We start from the raw sequence: 15,875 nt of genomic DNA, 5'->3' as shown, positions 1-15,875 counted from the left end.
ACCCTCAGCACAAACCGATTAAGTTACCGCTTAGTAGACCCGCTTGGTGGCACCCCCGACGTGGTGCTGCTCTTCCCACCCTCGCAGGCCCGAGGAGCCCCCAATGCAACTCGCCGCGATCATCGTGTCGCTGGTGCTGACCGTGGTCGGCGTCGCGCTCATCGCCCGAGCCGTCGCCGAGATCTACCGGTTCGTGAAGCTCGGCTCGCCCGTACCGGCCGGCAGTCGCACCGACGACCCCAGAGCGCGCACGATCACCCTGGCCAAGGAGTTCATCGGCCACACGCGGATGAACCGCTGGGGCATCGTGGGCTTCGCGCACTGGTTCGTCGCGATCGGCTTCCTGACGCTCGGGCTGACGATCGTCAACGCGTACGGCCAGCTGTTCCAGGCCGACTGGATCATCCCGTACATCGGCACCTTCCTGCCGTACGAGATCTACGTCGAGTTCATCGCGCTCGCGACGACTGTCGGCATCCTCGTACTGATGGCGATCCGGCTGCTCAACCTGCCCTCGCGGGCCGGCCGCAAGTCGCGCTTCGCCGGCTCCACGGCCTGGCAGGCGTACTTCGTCGAGTACGTGATCCTCACCATCGGTGTCGCGATCCTGACCCTGCGCGGCCTCGAAGGCGCCCTGCACCACGTCGACGGCTACCAGGCCGCGTACTGGGTCTCGTACCCCCTCGTCGCGGCGTTCGACGGGCTCAGCCTCGGCACGCTCCAGAACCTGGTCTACCTGACCGCCATGATCAAGCTCGGCGTGACGATGATCTGGGCCATCACCCTCGGGCTCAACACCACGATGGGCGTCGCCTGGCACCGCTTCCTGGCCTTCCCGAACATCTGGTTCAAGCGCGAGGCCGACGGCGGTACGGCGCTCGGGGCGCTGCGGCCGATGGTCTCGGACGGCAAGGAGATCGACTTCGAGGACCCGGGCGACGACGACGTGTTCGGTGTCTCGCAGGTCGAGCAGTTCTCCTGGAAGGGCATCCTCGACTTCTCCACCTGCACGGAGTGCGGTCGCTGCCAGTCGCAGTGCCCGGCCTGGAACACCGGCAAGCCGCTGTCGCCGAAGCTCCTGATCATGTCCCTGCGCGACCACGCGCACGCCAAGGCGCCGTATCTGCTGGCCGGTGGCGGCAAGACCATGGAGGGCGGGGAGAAGGCGTCGGCGGAGGCCCTGAAGGACGTGCCCGCCGCCGCCCTCGCGGAGGCCGAGCGCCCGCTGATCGGGACGCTTGAGGAGAATGGCGTCATCGACCCCGACGTCCTGTGGTCCTGCACCACGTGCGGCGCGTGCGTCGAGCAGTGCCCGGTCGACATCGAGCACATCGACCACATCGTCGACATGCGCCGCTACCAGGTGATGATCGAGAGCTCGTTCCCCTCCGAGGCCGGGACGATGCTCAAGAACCTGGAGAAGAAGGGCAACCCGTGGGGCCTCCAGAAGAAGCAGCGTCTGGAGTGGACCAAGGAGGTCGACTTCGAGGTGCCGGTCGTCGGCAAGGACGTCGAGGACCTCTCGGAGGTCGACTACCTGTACTGGGTCGGCTGCGCGGGCGCCCTGGAGGACCGCGCCAAGAAGACCACCAAGGCGTTCGCCGAACTGCTCCACATCGCGGGTGTGAAGTTCGCGATCATGGGCGGTGACGAGAAGTGCACGGGCGACTCGGCCCGCCGTCTGGGCAACGAGCCGCTGTTCCAGCAGCTCGGCCAGGAGAACGTGGCGATGCTGAACATGGCGTACGGCGAGTCCCTCGACGAGGACGGAGCGGTTGACGAGTCGACCCGCAAGCCGAAGTCCTCGAAGAAGATCGTCGCGACCTGCCCGCACTGCTTCAACACCATCGCGAACGAGTACCCGCAGCTCGGCGGCGAGTACGAGGTCATCCACCACACCCAGCTGCTCCAGCACCTCGTCGACGAGGAGAAGCTGGTCCCGGTGACCCCCGTCGAGGGTCTGATCACCTACCACGACCCCTGCTACCTGGGCCGGCACAACAAGGTCTACACACCGCCGCGCGAGATCATCGCCAAGGTGCCCGGCCTCCGTAACGAGGAGATGCACCGCCACAAGGAACGCGGCTTCTGCTGCGGCGCGGGCGGCGCGCGGATGTGGATGGAGGAGCGGATCGGCAAGCGGATCAACAACGAGCGTGTGGACGAGGCGCTCTCGCTGAATCCGGACATCGTGTCGACGGCGTGCCCGTTCTGCCTCGTGATGCTGACCGACTCCGTCAACGGCAAGAAGAACGACGGCAAGGCGAAGGAATCGCTGCAGGTCGTGGACGTGGCGCAGCTGCTGCTGGACTCCGTACGGACGCCGCCGTCGGACCCGGAGGACACCCCGGAGCCTGCGGAGGAACCGGAGCCCGCGACGTAACGCCCTCTTCAGAAGGAACGCGGCCGGACCTGCCTCGGGGGCGGGTCCGGCCTTGCTTCTGTCCCTGGGACGTCCTTCGGGCGACCGTCCTGGGTGAACGATCGGTCCGTGATCGCGATTGGTCCGTTTCCTTACCGCGACGCGCGAACTGGAGCATCATGTGGCAGCGAATGTCGTGTGGCGAGACGGATGGGTGGGTGGGGTCGTGCGCATACGCACCGGCGCGAGAACAGCGGTGATGACCGGCGCCGGCGTCTGTACGGCACTGGCCCTGCTGGTGACCGGTTGCAGCGGCTCCGGCGACGGCGGGCCGGGCAGCGGCGCCAAGGCGAAGAACGGCGACACCACGCCCCTCGCCGGCGGCGCCTCCGTACCGAAGCGCCCCGTCCCGCGCGGCGACGGCAGCGAGGTCCCCGCCGACTTCAACGGCGACGGCCACCGCGACCTCGTACTGAACGACCTGGTCAAGGCCCCCGACGCGATCCAGGGTGACGACGCCGGCATCGGCATCGTCTACGGCTCCGACTCACCGCGCGGTGTCGACCCCGCCGTACGCCAGACACTGAGCCCCACCGCCAACGGCGCGGCCACCGACGGCGTCCTCCCGGCCGCCTTCGACGCGGCGGCCACCTGCGACCTGGACGGCGACGGCTACTCCGACCTGATCGTGAGCACCGACCCGCCGTACGACGGCCTCGGCCGCCCGCCCGTCCCCCTCCAGCTCCTCTTCGGCGGCCCGGACGGCATCACGGGCAAGGCGGTCGTGCTCAAGATCCCCGCCAAGGCGCGCTACGGCGACGACTGGCCCGACCACCCGGTGTGCGGCGACTTCGACGGCGACGGCGAGCCGGACCTCGCCGTCTCCGCGAGCGCGGGACAGGTCAGCTATCTGCGGGGCCCGTTCAGCCGCGCGGGCGCCCCCGAGGCGGCGACGGCCCCCGTCCCCGGCGGCGGCCCGGTCCTCTACGCCCCCACGGGCAGGGCGGACACCGACGGGGACGGCTACGACGACCTCGTCCACACCACCCGCGCCCACGAGCCCGGCAGGGCCGCGAAGGGCAAGCTGCTGCTCGGCGGTCCGCGGGGCCCCGGCGAGGCGGGCGGCACGTACACCTTCAAGGCCGTCGCGCTCCCGCCCGCGCCGACACTGCCGGGCGCGGAGGGCGAGCCCACCACGGACCTCCTGGACCCGGGGGACTTCACCGGCGACAAGCGCGCCGACGTGGTGACCCGCACGCACCAGGGCGAGGAGAAGGACCTGATCGCGCTGTACCCCTCGGAGAAGGGCGGGAAGGCGGCGCGGCACCCGGTGATCAGCTTCAGCACGTCGATCTTCCTCAAGTAGGGTGAACCGGCCTCCCCCGTCCCAGGTGCAGCAAGCCCCCCAGGGTTCCCTTAGGGGATGTCACAGCTCGGCCGCAAAGGCCGGCCGGTTCCGGCTGCTCCCGCCCGGCGCCCGTGCGAAGCGGGTACGTTCGGTGACGTGGCTGGATTCAGGATCGGACGCGGCCGGGACAACCGCACACGCCAACAACAACCGCAGCAGCAGCCGTACGGACGGCAGGCGGCGCCCCCTCCTCAGTACGGAGGCGGGCAGCCGGCACCGCCGTACGGCAGACAGCCGCACCCTCCGCAGCAGCAGTGGCCCCAGGCGGGCGCCGGACACCCCGGCCCCCAGCAGGGCGGTTACGGCTACCCCGGACCGGGTGGACACGGCGGTCAGGGGGGAGGACACGGCGAGCCCGAGTACTTCGGCGACCCGCACAACCAGCAGCACGGCGGTGGCGGCGCCCACGACCCGTACGCCAACAACCCCGGTCACACGCAGCAGTTCAGCGTGGACGAGAGCGGCTACGGCGACGGCGCGACGTACCACGCGGGCTCCGCGCCCGCCCCGTCCGGCCCGCGACTGCACTGGAAGCAGCTGCTGAGCGGCATCGTGCTGCGCCCGAACGCGACGTTCTGGCAGATGCGCGACTACCCGGTCTGGGGCCCGGCGCTGGTCGTGACGTTCCTCTACGGACTGCTGGCGATCTTCGGATTCGACGGCGCCCGCGAGGAGGCGATCAACGCCACCCTCTCGACGGCCATCCCGTACGTCCTGACGACGGCCGTGGCCTTCGTGATCGGCGGCCTGATCCTGGGCGCGGTCACGCACACGCTGGCCCGCCAGCTCGGCGGCGACGGCGCCTGGCAGCCGACGGTCGGCCTCTCCATGCTGATCATGTCGATAACGGACGCACCGCGCCTGGTCTTCGCGCTCTTCCTGGGCGGCGAGAACTCGCTGGTGCAGATCCTCGGCTGGGTCACCTGGGTCGCGGCGGGAGCGCTGTTCACGGTGATGGTGAGCAGGTCGCACGACCTGCCGTGGCCGAAGGCGCTGGGCGCGTCGGCGATCCAGCTGATCGCGCTGCTGTCGCTGATCAAGCTGGGCACGATCTAGCGATCGGGACCCGCCGTCGAAGGCGGCGGGTCCCCGCGGGTGCCTTCAGCGCCTCTCAGGAGTCGAGTATCTGCCCGCTGCGCCGCACGACGGGAGCCTCCACGCTCCAAGGCAAATGAAGTCAATGAGGGTAGTAGCCTTGCGCGATACCGAAACACCAGGTCGCAGGCAGGGAAGGCCCCGATCATGGCGCGCAAGGTGGGGATCTACACCCGAATCTCACGAGACGACGAGGGGGACGCACTCGGCGTCGACCGTCAGCGCACAGACTGCGAGCGTCTGGCGGACCTACGCACCTGGCAGCCGGTGAAGGTCTACGAAGACAACGACGTATCTGCGTTCAAGCGCAACGTGGTGCGCGACGAGTTCGAACTCATGCTGAAGGATCTCCAAGCCGGACTAATCGATGGTGTCGTGGCGTACGACCTCGACCGGCTGGCCCGACAGCCACGCGACCTCGAACGGCTTATCGAGATCTTCGACGAGCGCCCGCGACTGGAGTTCGCGACCGTCACCAACGATGTGAACCTCGGCTCCGCCGATGGCAGGACCATGGCACGGATCATGGTGGCGTTCGCCAACAAGTCCTCCCACGACACCTCGCGCCGGATCAAGCGCAAGCACCTGGAGTTGGCCCAGCAAGGGAAGGCCAATGGCGGTCCGGCGCCATACGGCTGGCAGAAGACGGACCGAAACAAGGTTGACCCCGTTGCCGCCGCACACATCCTTGCGGCCCAAAAGGAAATTCTGGCCGGGGTGCGCATCGGAACGATCCGCCAGCGCTGGCACGTCGAGGGGATCGGAAACCCTCGCGAGGGCACCAAGCGCATGGCTCACCACCACGTGGAGCACATTCTGACCAACCCCCGGTTGTGCGGCTACCGCACCTACCACGGCGAGATCCTGTACGGGGACGACGGGCAGCTCGTCAGGGGCGAATGGGACCCGATCAACACGGTCGAGGAGTGGGAAGCCGTCTCGGCGGCTGTCGCCGAGCGCAAGCAGGGTCGGCGAGAGCGCGACACACTTGCCCGTAAATATCTGCTTTCAGGGATTGCCCGATGCGGACTGTGCAAGAGCAAGATCCGGGGGCAGATCAACCAACGTTGGAAGCCCGGCTCCAAGGGCACGAAGTACACGTATCAGTGCTCTCAGGTGAACGGCGGGTGCGGCAAGGTCGGCCGGGTGGGCGAGCCGGTTGACAGGTTGATCGTTCGGCTCGCTCTCAGCGAGCAGCGGGAGAAAGCGGCTACGTCCGTGGCCCCATCTGATGAACGGTGGTCCAGGGAAGCGGAGTTGGAAAACGTCCTGACCGATATCGCCCAGCTCATTGAGGCGGAGAAGGCCAAGACGATCACGGTGTCTTCGCTCTTGCAGTTGCTCCCCGGAAAGGAGCGTGAGCGCGACGCGCTGAAGTTGGAGCGCGCTCGCTTCTACAAGGAGCAGAAACAGGCGGAGGCCAAGGGAAACCCGGCCGATCTGACGGAAGACGAGTTCTTCGCCCTTCCCATTGAGCGACAACGCGAGATCGTCTTGCACAGCATCACGGCCGTGCTCATCCACCCCGCAGGCCGGGGTAAACGGAAGTTTGATCCCGACTTGATCGAGCCGATTTGGCGTTGACCACGAAGGAGCCCCGGTTTCGGCCGGGGCTCCTCTGCATCTAGGTCTTGCCTTGAAGCAGCAAGGCGCGACGTGTCCATTCTTCGTCCCGCTCGGGCGCACGAGCCAGATGCCTTCTCAGCCACGCTTCCTCATGCGTCTCATCGGCCGTTCGGTGATCCCGTGCCACGGCGGAGGCTTTACGGCCCAGCCGCTCCACGGGTGGTGCTATCGCGGTGGTCACTGCCAGACCTCTCCCTCTGTCTTGGCGCGTTGGGCTTGCTCGTGTGTCTGGGCGGTGTCGTGGCGGGCCTGGACGGCGAGGAGTTCTTCGCCGGGGCGGTAGCCGGAGGCGAGGTAAGCCCATGAGGAGTCGGTGACGAGGGTGGTGGCCTCGTCGGGGGTGGGGAGGCCGGCGCGGGCGCGTGCTTGCTCGGCTTGGGCGGTGCGCCAGGTGCGGCGTACGTCGCGCAGTGCGCCGAGGGTGGTGGAGTAGGTGCGGGATTTGGTGGAGAAGTGGCCGCGGAATCCGAGCATGTGGGCCCATTTCCAGAGCTTGAGGTCGGCGAATTCCGGCAGGTGGCCGAGGTCCCAGGCGGTGCGGATCATCTGGCGTACGTGCCGCTGCACACGCAGGTCACGCAGGGGTTCGGCCTGTCCGGTGCCGTCGCAGTCGGTGCACAGATCGCGGTACCCGTCGGGGCCGCGTTGATAGCCCCGTCCGGCGCAGGGGAGGCAGATCAGCGTGCGATCGACGGTGCCCGTGCTGTCAGCGCTCTTGGTCGAGTACTTGGCGATGTATGCCGCGACCTTGTGATCAGTGAGTTCGCCGTCACCGAGCGCGGTGATCTCCTGGACGTCGACCTGTTTCCCCCACTCGATCGCGCGCTCCCCGATCGCATCGGATTCCACGGTGAGGACGGAACGCTTCGCAGCGTCGTGAACGGCGCTGATGAGTGCGTCGGGGGTGGCCCAGGCGGGGGGTGGGCTGGTGTGTCCTTCGGGTCCGTCGAAGCGGATTACGGCGTGGAAGTGGACGAGGCCGCGTGTCTGGTATTCGGCGACTTTGGCGAAGGACACGCGCAGCGCGGCCCCCAACGCCTTCTGTGTCATGCCGAGTTCGGCGGCGAGGGTGCGGCGGAGGTAGGTGGTGAAGCGTGCCCAGAGGGCTCCGGCGTGCGCGTTCCACAGCACGGCGCCGGTGTAGTCATACGTCGCGGGGTGAAGCGGAGTACCCACGGTGGGGTCGTCTTCGGTGTGGTGGGTGCCGCAGCGGCAGCGGCGGGGACTTCCCGCTTGGGTGGTGGGCTGGTTGTGGACGGGGCCGAAGGAGGGGGCGGTGAGGGTGACGAAGGCGCGGGGGTGGGTGCGGACGGTGTCGGGCACGGTCTTGCCGCCGGAGAGCCCGGCTTTGATCAGGTGGTAGGTGTCGGCGGCGTAGAGGCGGGAGCAGGCCGGGCAGCGTGAGGAGCGGCGGTTGCCACACGCGGTCAGCAGTCGCCCCGTGGGTTCGTTGTCGGTGTGAGGTTCCCCCGAGATGCGGAAGTCGATGACAGAGGGTCAGATGGTTCTCATGAGAGGAACATCGTCCATGGCTGCCCCCAGAAAGTACTCACTGGAGTTGCGTGAGCGTGCGGTGCGGATGTACCGCGCGTCGGATCCGAAGCCGCAGATCAAGAAGCTGGCCGTCGACCTTGGCGTCCACCCCGAGGCCCTGCGGGGCTGGATCCGGCAGGCCGAGGCCGATGCCGGCGAGCGGGATGACCGGCTGACTACCGACGAACACGCCGAGCTGGTGGCACTGCGGAAGGAGAACGCCCAGCTCAAGCGGGCGAACGACGTGCTGCGGACGGCCTCGGCGTTTTTCGCGGCGCAACTCGACCCGACCCGGCCCAGGTGACCGCGCTCCTCGACGAGCATCCACACCTGGGAGTCGAGTGCGTACTCCGGGAGCTTTCCATCGCCTCCTCCACCTACTACCGCTGGCGCCGCGCTGAGAAAGAGCCCTGCGAGCGGCGGCGCCGCGACGTCGAGCTCACCGAGAAGATCAAGGCGATCCATACCGGGTCCGGTGGCATCTACGGGTCGCCACGGGTGCACGCCATACTGAAACGCGAGGGCGTCCACGTAGGCCGCAAACGCGTCGAGCGGTTGATGCGCGAGGCCGATCTGGCGGGTCTCAGCCCGCGCCGGAGCGGTTTCACGCGCCGGGATCCCAAGGCCGCGCTCGCCCCGGACCTCGTCAACCGGGACTTCACCGCCCAGGGGCCGAACCGTCTGTGGGTCACCGATCTGACGATGATCCCGACCGCCGAGGGACCGCTGTGGCTGTCCGCGATCCGCGACGCATTCTCCCGCCGGGTCGTGGCCTGGGAAACCTCCGCCCGCGCGGACGCCGACCTGGTCCTGTCCAGCCTGGAGTACGCGCTCGCCTCCCGCGAGGTCGAGCCCGGCAAGCTCATCCACCACGCCGACCACGGCTGCCAATATACGTCCATCAAGCTGACAACACGCTTGATGAGGGCAGGAATTGACGCGTCGATGGGCTCGGTCGGCGACAGTTACGACAACGCCCTCGCGGAGAATCTGTGGATGCTGACGAAGACCGAGTGCGTCCGCGGCCGCGTCTTCACCACCAGGGCCGAAGCCAACCTCGCACTCTTCGAGTACTTCGACGGCTTCTATAACAGCCGGCGCATCCAGAGGCGGCTCGGCTACCTCAGCCCGATCGAGTTCGAGGAGAAGCACTACGCCGAGCAGGCAACGACCAAAAGAGCGAACCTGAAACCCCGTCAACCCTCCCTGACCAGCTGATCAGCACCTCCCGAGCAACGGGGGAACCTCAGTGGAGTAGAAGCGAAGGACGCTTTGGGTGGTGGGATCGGTGGTGGTGGTCCAGCCGACGAGGTTGATGGGGCGGGTGCAGCCGCGCAGGTTGCGGACCTGTTCGGTGACGCGGTCGAAGCCTGCGAGGTGGGCCAGCTCGATCAGGTCCCGGACGGAGGGGCTGATCACGTGGCGCAGGTCCGGGGGGCGGGTCATGGTGCGGGATATCCCTTCTGGCGCAGGTGTAAGGGGCCGCCGGGCAGCGGCGGGTGGGGCCGTTCGCTGCCCGGCGGCATGACGGACTGAGCCCTGGTGGGCCGGGGGTTGGGTGGTGTGCCGGGAGGCCGGCGGAGAGGTCAGGCTGTCAGGGCCGTGTGGAGTGCGGTGGCCATGGGCAGGCCGGTGCCGAGTCGCCGTTTGAGCTGGACGGCGGTGATGGATTCACCGTGTTCGGCCAGGTGCGTGGCGGCGATGGAGCGTGCTTCGGCCAGCAGGGGTTCGGGCACCTTCACCGCTGGCACGGCCGGGACCGTGGCAGGCGCCGGTACGGCGACCGGTGAGGGGATGGCGGGTGCCACGGCACCGGTGCTCTCGGTCCTCGGTTCGTGTGCACGGTGTTCGGCCTCACCAACAGGCAGTGCACCGCGCGTCGTTGGTGGGACGGGGGCGGGCTCCGAGGGGTGCGCGACGGCGTGGAAGTGGCGCAGGAGTTGCGGGCCGACCGTGCCCCAGCCGAGGAGCAGCAGGGGTGCGACCGCGTCCACGGCGGCGCGGCCGTAGTGTCCGAGGGCGAGGGGTTCGGCGATGTTGAGAGCCAGCGTCAGCAGTCCGGAGACGTGCATGAGGCGGGTGGCGGAGCGCATCTGTTCGGCGGGGACGCCGCGCAGGGAGAGGTAGCGCAACGCGACCAGGAGCCCGACCACCGACAGGTCCACCATGGGCGCGATCAGTGGTGCAATCGGGGTGGGGACGCCGAGACGCAGGGCCAGTGACCAGACGTTGCCGAAGGAGAAGACGAACGCCAGGGCGGCGATGACGACCATGACCACGGTAACGACGCGCTGAGTGATCCGGTCCTCAACCACAGGGTTTCACCTCCTTTCAAGTCTGCCTGTGTGCGGGCGAGTTCGGCTCAGGCCGCCTTGGGCCTGTCTCCGGGATGGTCGACGGCCTTGGACAGGGTCAGCCCGCCGTGCGCACGCAGGAGTTCCATCGGATCTTGGGTGAGGTGGGCGGTTGCCTCGGCGATGCGGGCCGAGTCGGCATCGGTCACGTACGGGGTGCGGATGCGGGCGAAGCCGGGGCGGGACTGGTGGCTCATGGACGCGACGCCGACATAGGCGGGGTCCTGGAGGTTGATCGGATTGGCGTCGTCCCAATTGCGGATGTCTTCGCCCAGCGCGGCCACCGCTGCCTCTGCTGTCTTCTGCGCGAACGACAGGCCGACCGGACAGACGTCACGGATGAAGGTGGGGATGGCATCGCCCGTGGACTTCTGTGTGGCGAGGACGGTCAGGATGCCCACCGAGCGGCCCTTCTTCACCAGGTCCTCAACGAGCCGGGCGTTCTCCGCCGCCAGCGCCGCGAGCTTCTTCGTTTTGGGGTCGCTGCCCCGGTGGTCACGGAAGTAGGTGTGTGCCTCATCGATGATCACCACGACGAGCGGCCACGCCGCGGACGGGCCGACCGCCCACATATCGGTCACCCCGAGTCGGGCTTTGACGGCCGTGTGGCGGGTCTCGCGCAGATTGACCAGCCGTTGGAACAGGGCGTTGGCGTCTTCCAGGTCGTCACCGACGAAGGCGAACACGCGCTTGACCAGGTCCGCGTAGTCGCCCTGGTACGCGGCGGACACCTTCCCGTCGAAGGCGACGAATTGCATCGCGGGCGAAGGCGCCCAGTCACAGACGAGCCCGTTGATCTGAGGTTCCCCCGAGATGCGGAAGTCGATGACAGAGGGTCAGATGGTTCTCATGAGAGGAACATCGTCCATGGCTGCCCCCAGAAAGTACTCACTGGAGTTGCGTGAGCGTGCGGTGCGGATGTACCGCGCGTCGGATCCGAAGCCGCAGATCAAGAAGCTGGCCGTCGACCTTGGCGTCCACCCCGAGGCCCTGCGGGGCTGGATCCGGCAGGCCGAGGCCGATGCCGGCGAGCGGGATGACCGGCTGACTACCGACGAACACGCCGAGCTGGTGGCACTGCGGAAGGAGAACGCCCAGCTCAAGCGGGCGAACGACGTGCTGCGGACGGCCTCGGCGTTTTTCGCGGCGCAACTCGACCCGACCCGGCCCAGGTGACCGCGCTCCTCGACGAGCATCCACACCTGGGAGTCGAGTGCGTACTCCGGGAGCTTTCCATCGCCTCGTCCACCTACTACCGCTGGCGCCGCGCTGAGAAAGAGCCCTGCGAGCGGCGGCGCCGCGACGTCGACTCTCAAAGAAGATCAAGGCGATCCATACCGGTCGGTGGCATCTACGGGTCGCCACGGGTGCACGCCATACTGAAACGCGAGGGCGTCACGTAGGCCGCAAACGCGTCGAGCGGTTGATGCGCGAGGCCGATCTGGCGGGTCTCAGCCCGCGCCGGGCGGTTTCACGCGCCGGGATCCCAAGCCGCGCTCGCCCGGACCTCGTCAGCCGGGACTTCACCGCCCAGGGGCCGAACCGTCTGTGGGTCACCGATCTGACGATGATCCCGACCGCCGAGGGACCGCTGTGGCTGTCCGCGATCCGCGACGCATTCTCCCGCCGGGCCGTGGCCTGGGAAACCTCCGCCCGCGCGGACGCCGACCTGGTCCTGTCCAGCCTGGAGTACGCGCCCGCCTCCCGCGAGGTCGAGCCCGGCAAGCTCATCCACCACGCCGACCACGGCTGCCAATATACGTCCATCAAGCTGACAACACGCCTGATGAGGGCAGGAATTGACGCGTCGATGGGCTCGGCCGGCGACAGTTACGACAACGCCCTCGCGGAGAATCTGTGGATGCTGACGAAGACCGAGTGCGTCCGCGGCCGCGTCTTCACCACCAGGGCCGAAGCCAACCTCGCACTCTTCGAGTACTTCGACGGCTTCTATAACAGCCGGCGCATCCAGAAGCGGCTCGGCTACCTCAGCCCGATCGAGTTCGAGGAGAAGCACTACGCCGAGCAGGCAACGACCAAAAGAGCGAACCTGAAACCCCGTCAACCCTCCCTGACCAGCTGATCAGCACCTCCCGAGCAACGGGGGAACCTCAATCAGGCTGGTTTTGCCGAAGCCGGGCAGGCCGGCCACGGTCACACCGGGCACCTGGGACAGGCTCACGTCCACGCTCTGTCCGTACTCGTCCACCCCCAGGTCCCAGGCCGCCAGCCGGGCAGGCGCCCGCCCGGTAGGCACCCGCCGGGTCGGCGTGATCAGCGGATCGAGCCGCACCCCCCGAATGAGCACGTGGCCGGGTCCATCGGGAAGGACCGACACCCGCGTACACCGCCATGCGTCCGCTACTGTGATGCGCCAGAAATGATGAGACTAAGTCTGTAGGCTGTTTTTATGGCGTCTCGGGGTCCTCGTGCTGTGGAAGTCGTGCTGTCTGCCGAGGAGCGGGCAGAGCTGGCGCGTTGGGCGGGTGGTGCCGTGTCGGCCCGTGCGGCGGAGCGGGCCCGGATCATTCTGGCGTGTGCGGAGGGAGCGTCAAATACCGGTGTAGCAGCGGACTTCGGGGTGTCTGCGGAGACGGTGCGCAAGTGGCGCTCGCGGTTCGTGGCCCGGCGGGTGGCGGGGCTGGTGGACAAGCCGCGGCCGGGCCGGCGCAAGCCGGAACTGGTGCTCTCCGAGGCCGAGCGTGCCGAGCTGACGCGCTGGGCGCGGCGGGCGAAGACCGCGCAGTTCCTGGCGCTGCGGGCGAGGATCGTGCTGCGGTGCGCGAACGGCGGGACGAACAAGGAGATCGCCGCCGAACTCGGTGTATCGCAAGGAACGGTGAATCGCTGGCGGTCGAGGTTCATCCGGTTGCGGCTGGACGGGCTGACCGATGAGCCGCGTCCCGGCAGGCCGCCCTCGATCCTGCTGGACCAGGTCGAGGACGTGCTCACGGCGACGCTGGAGTCCACCCCGGGCAAAGACACCCACTGGTCGCGGGCTTCGATGGCGAAGCACTCCGGGCTGTCGCGGTCCACCGTCGGGCGGATCTGGAAGAAGTTCGACCTCAAGCCCCATCTCCAGGACGCCTTCAAGCTCTCCACCGACCCGCAGTTCGTCGCCAAGGTTGTCGATGTCGTCGGCCTCTACCACCATCCGCCCGAGAGGGCGGTGGTGCTGTGCGTGGATGAGAAGAGCCAGATCCAGGCGCTGGACCGCTCGCAGCCTGTACTGCCGATGATGCCGGGCATGCCCGAGCGGCGTACCCACGACTACTACCGGCACGGCATCACCAGCCTGTTCGCGGCCTTCAACATCGCCGACGGCAGCGTCATATCGCAACTGCACCGCCGCCATCGGGCGATCGAGTTCAAGAAGTTCCTGGTCACGATCGACAAAGCCGTGCCGGCCGGCCTCGACGTGCACCTGGTCTGCGACAACTACGCCACCCACAACACCGCCGAGATCAAGACCTGGCTGGGCAAGCACCCCCGTTTCCACGTCCACTTCACCCCCACCGGCTCCTCCTGGATGAACCAGGTCGAGCGGTGGTTCGGCCTGCTGACGGACAAGCTCATCCGCCGCGGGGTGCACACCTCCCTGAAGGCCCTGGAGCAAGACATCAGGGCCTGGATCGACGGATGGAACGAGAATCCCAGGCCCTTCACCTGGACCAAGACCGCCGACGAGATCCTCAACTCCCTCGCCGGCTACCTCGCCAAAATCAACCCGCCGGCCACTGAAACCTGAAACAGACTTAGTCTCATCATTTCTGGCGCATCACACTAGACGCATGCGCAGATAGCAAAACGCCCCACTCGGACGCCGTCCGAGTGGGGTTTCGAATTTCCGATCACACTGCACACCTGCACTCTATCGCAATATCGGGCTTGCCCGTGGCAAAGCTAAACCGATCACGGCTATACCTATGAGCCGAGCCGCAGGGAGAAGATACTTAATTTCCTATGACAGCCTGGTTATCCGCTCGTTCTTCTCCTGGCGCCACGCGCTCAGCACGCCAAGTTATCAATTCGTGCAGCAGTACAGCCAAGAAAGCGGCACCCGCTGCAATTCGAATCGCGTTCCAGGTGAACTCGACAACATCACCTTGCGATGGAGCCTCCGCATCCAACCGCGCAGAGGTCTCGATAAATGCAGTCAACGGGATGAGTAGTCGAAACGGGAGTCCTCCGATACCACGCGTTCGCGCAATGTTCCCAAATAGCCCCACAGGGGCCCCAAAGACGAAGGCTGCTATTCCCCAGACAAGGATCTTAGAACCAAGCCCGTCTCCCGCTCCAGAGGAGACGACCAGACCGATAGGGGAAGCCGGAAACATAGACTTGAAAACGTAGTACACGACCACGGCTACAGCCAATGCCGAGGAAGCCAGCAGCGCCGACTCAATCTTGGACCGGCGCGAAAAACCCACCAGAAAGGCGAAGCAGGCCCACGCCCACCCACCAGAGAAGACGAGCGCAGCAGCATGGCAGACCGGGTTGTCAAATTTGCCCATGAGCGGGCCCATCACACCCAAAACCACGCCGACTGTAAAGACAATCACGATAGGCATGACACGGATACGCAGAAAGTACACGATTAAAATATCCCGCTTCTGTGGTCCATGACCAAGGCCAAGCATTTCGCCAATCGGGGCTCTACGTACACAGTCGCAGAGCCCCGATCGCACTAGCTTTCCCCCCGGCCACCCTGACGCCGCACCTATAACACACTCCCAAAGCGCCGGAAAGATCAAGACTAGTACTTAGCGTAGTAGGTCTCACACGTGTAGGCAAAGCCAGCCGAACGGTTGGCATTGGAAGTCTGGCCGGCGAACGCCACGGCCTTTACCGTGCCGTTGGCGATCTTCACAGTTGAGCCGTGGTCCACGGTCCTGTGGTAGTAGTTCGAGTAGCAGTACTTTTGATCGTTCCTGGCTTCCCAGCCGTAGCTCCAAGTTCCGCCACCGACTTCGATGATGGTCTTGGGCGTAAATTCGCCAGCCAAGTCGTCAAGTGCGAGCGTGACCACACCCCACTCCTTGGGGTTGCCAAGTTCCGCAGGCGGCTGAGAGCCGTCCCCGGCGGTGTGCACAACGATCCTGCTGATCGGAGAATCCTCCGCGGCGGCCGGGGCGGCGAGAGCGCCGACAGCCAGGACCGCACTCGCAAGGGTGAAAACTACGGATCTGCCAGAGATCTTCACGAAAACTCCTCGAATCATTCCCCCACGTTGGGGCTGCGCATACATCCAGCGCAGGTCTGCACCCAAAGGCGAGGCGCACCAAAGAGGTCGACCTGAAATCGCTTCGCCCGATTTTGGGTTGATCAGTTTTTAAATCTTCCGACCCGGGAGTGTCCTTTTTGGATGCATAATCCACTTGAATTGCCTTCATGTTGGCAACCTTGACGCTGGCGTTACGCCCCCAGCCACACACTTCCAGTGGCTAATTAGGCACGTAGAGTCACCATCTGCACGAGAGGCAGCGTGGCTCTTGGA

General features: G+C 66.7%; 14 protein-coding genes and 2 pseudogenes. 9 read left to right on the top strand and 7 right to left on the bottom strand.

From position 1 onward, the window contains the following. Positions 1–103 precede the first annotated feature (103 nt). The 4 genes from SSPS47_RS18275 to SSPS47_RS18260 all read left to right on the top strand — a co-directional run bounded on the left by SSPS47_RS18275 (position 104) and on the right by SSPS47_RS18260 (position 6,449). Positions 104–2,383: a (Fe-S)-binding protein gene (locus SSPS47_RS18275; protein ID WP_164252013.1), complete on the top strand. Its 2,280-nt coding sequence runs from the start codon at positions 104–106 to the stop codon at positions 2,381–2,383. A gap of 205 nt (positions 2,384–2,588) precedes the next feature. Then, the gene (locus tag SSPS47_RS18270; RefSeq protein WP_239064964.1) at positions 2,589–3,728 is read left to right on the top strand and encodes a VCBS repeat-containing protein; all 1,140 of its coding nucleotides are present in this window, start codon (positions 2,589–2,591) and stop codon (positions 3,726–3,728) included. A 138-nt stretch (positions 3,729–3,866) separates the two neighbouring features. Next, a complete protein-coding gene (locus SSPS47_RS18265) occupies positions 3,867–4,826 on the top strand; it encodes a Yip1 family protein (protein WP_147873495.1) in 960 nt (319 codons plus the stop codon). 186 nt (positions 4,827–5,012) lie between these two features. Further along, the gene (locus SSPS47_RS18260; protein ID WP_164252012.1) at positions 5,013–6,449 is read left to right on the top strand and encodes a recombinase family protein; all 1,437 of its coding nucleotides are present in this window, start codon (positions 5,013–5,015) and stop codon (positions 6,447–6,449) included. A 219-nt stretch (positions 6,450–6,668) separates the two neighbouring features. Here the strand turns inward: SSPS47_RS18260 and SSPS47_RS18255 are convergent. After that, positions 6,669–7,949 (bottom strand): annotated as a pseudogene (locus tag SSPS47_RS18255) (replication initiator); the annotation flags it as partial. A 70-nt stretch (positions 7,950–8,019) separates the two neighbouring features. On the opposite strand from SSPS47_RS18255, the gene SSPS47_RS18250 reads away from it, so the two are divergent. Then, a complete protein-coding gene (locus SSPS47_RS18250; protein ID WP_164247473.1) occupies positions 8,020–8,328 on the top strand; it encodes a transposase in 309 nt (102 codons plus the stop codon). Then, positions 8,325–9,242 (top strand): IS3 family transposase, encoded by a 918-nt coding sequence (locus SSPS47_RS18245; RefSeq protein ID WP_164251339.1) that lies wholly within the window; start codon positions 8,325–8,327, stop codon positions 9,240–9,242. The genes SSPS47_RS18250 and SSPS47_RS18245 overlap by 4 nt, the downstream gene beginning before the upstream one ends. Here the strand turns inward: SSPS47_RS18245 and SSPS47_RS18240 are convergent, their stop codons facing one another. The 3 genes and pseudogenes from SSPS47_RS18240 to SSPS47_RS18230 all read right to left on the bottom strand — a co-directional run. Beyond that, positions 9,243–9,470 (bottom strand): hypothetical protein, encoded by a 228-nt coding sequence (locus SSPS47_RS18240; RefSeq protein ID WP_203557874.1) that lies wholly within the window; start codon positions 9,468–9,470, stop codon positions 9,243–9,245. 140 nt (positions 9,471–9,610) lie between these two features. Then, positions 9,611–10,339: a DUF2637 domain-containing protein gene (locus SSPS47_RS18235; protein ID WP_164252011.1), complete on the bottom strand. Its 729-nt coding sequence runs from the start codon at positions 10,337–10,339 to the stop codon at positions 9,611–9,613. A 47-nt stretch (positions 10,340–10,386) separates the two neighbouring features. Continuing rightward, positions 10,387–11,175 (bottom strand): annotated as a pseudogene (locus SSPS47_RS18230) (cell division protein FtsK); the annotation flags it as partial. Between the two features lie 70 nt (positions 11,176–11,245). Between SSPS47_RS18230 and SSPS47_RS18225 the strand changes: the two are divergent. Further along, positions 11,246–11,554, top strand: coding sequence for a transposase (locus tag SSPS47_RS18225; protein WP_164247473.1), 309 nt, complete (start codon positions 11,246–11,248; stop codon positions 11,552–11,554). A gap of 106 nt (positions 11,555–11,660) precedes the next feature. After that, positions 11,661–12,461: an IS3 family transposase gene (locus tag SSPS47_RS18220; protein ID WP_164254683.1), complete on the top strand. Its 801-nt coding sequence runs from the start codon at positions 11,661–11,663 to the stop codon at positions 12,459–12,461. Here the strand turns inward: SSPS47_RS18220 and SSPS47_RS18215 are convergent, their stop codons facing one another. Further along, positions 12,462–12,686, bottom strand: coding sequence for a hypothetical protein (locus tag SSPS47_RS18215; protein ID WP_343234892.1), 225 nt, complete (start codon positions 12,684–12,686; stop codon positions 12,462–12,464). A 102-nt stretch (positions 12,687–12,788) separates the two neighbouring features. On the opposite strand from SSPS47_RS18215, the gene SSPS47_RS18210 reads away from it, so the two are divergent. Beyond that, complete coding sequence (locus SSPS47_RS18210; RefSeq protein WP_239064963.1) at positions 12,789–14,126, top strand: IS630 family transposase; 1,338 nt, start codon at positions 12,789–12,791, stop codon at positions 14,124–14,126. Positions 14,127–14,331: 205 nt separating this feature from the next. Here the strand turns inward: SSPS47_RS18210 and SSPS47_RS18205 are convergent, their stop codons facing one another. Both SSPS47_RS18205 and SSPS47_RS18200 read right to left on the bottom strand, forming a co-directional pair. Beyond that, the gene (locus SSPS47_RS18205) at positions 14,332–14,973 is read right to left on the bottom strand and encodes a hypothetical protein (protein ID WP_239064962.1); all 642 of its coding nucleotides are present in this window, start codon (positions 14,971–14,973) and stop codon (positions 14,332–14,334) included. A 161-nt stretch (positions 14,974–15,134) separates the two neighbouring features. Further along, positions 15,135–15,581, bottom strand: a complete 447-nt coding sequence (locus SSPS47_RS18200) for a lactococcin 972 family bacteriocin (RefSeq protein WP_164252010.1) — start codon at positions 15,579–15,581, stop codon at positions 15,135–15,137. Positions 15,582–15,875: the final 294 nt, after the last annotated feature.

Source organism: Streptomyces sp. S4.7, from assembly GCF_010384365.1.
Classification (GTDB): domain Bacteria; phylum Actinomycetota; class Actinomycetes; order Streptomycetales; family Streptomycetaceae; genus Streptomyces.
Note: the sequence above shows the minus strand (reverse complement) of the source record. Positions and strands in the feature narration are given on the sequence as shown.

Excerpts from the sequence above, each read along its gene's own strand:
- SSPS47_RS18275 (WP_164252013.1), top strand. The coding sequence starts at position 104 with ATGCAACTCGCCGCGATCATCGTGTCGCTGGTGCTGACCGTGGTCGGC.
- SSPS47_RS18250 (WP_164247473.1), top strand. The coding sequence starts at position 8,020 with ATGGCTGCCCCCAGAAAGTACTCACTGGAGTTGCGTGAGCGTGCGGTG.
- SSPS47_RS18225 (WP_164247473.1), top strand. The coding sequence starts at position 11,246 with ATGGCTGCCCCCAGAAAGTACTCACTGGAGTTGCGTGAGCGTGCGGTG.
- SSPS47_RS18210 (WP_239064963.1), top strand. The coding sequence starts at position 12,789 with ATGGCGTCTCGGGGTCCTCGTGCTGTGGAAGTCGTGCTGTCTGCCGAG.
- SSPS47_RS18240 (WP_203557874.1), bottom strand. The coding sequence starts at position 9,470 with ATGACCCGCCCCCCGGACCTGCGCCACGTGATCAGCCCCTCCGTCCGG.
- SSPS47_RS18260 (WP_164252012.1), top strand. The coding sequence starts at position 5,013 with ATGGCGCGCAAGGTGGGGATCTACACCCGAATCTCACGAGACGACGAG.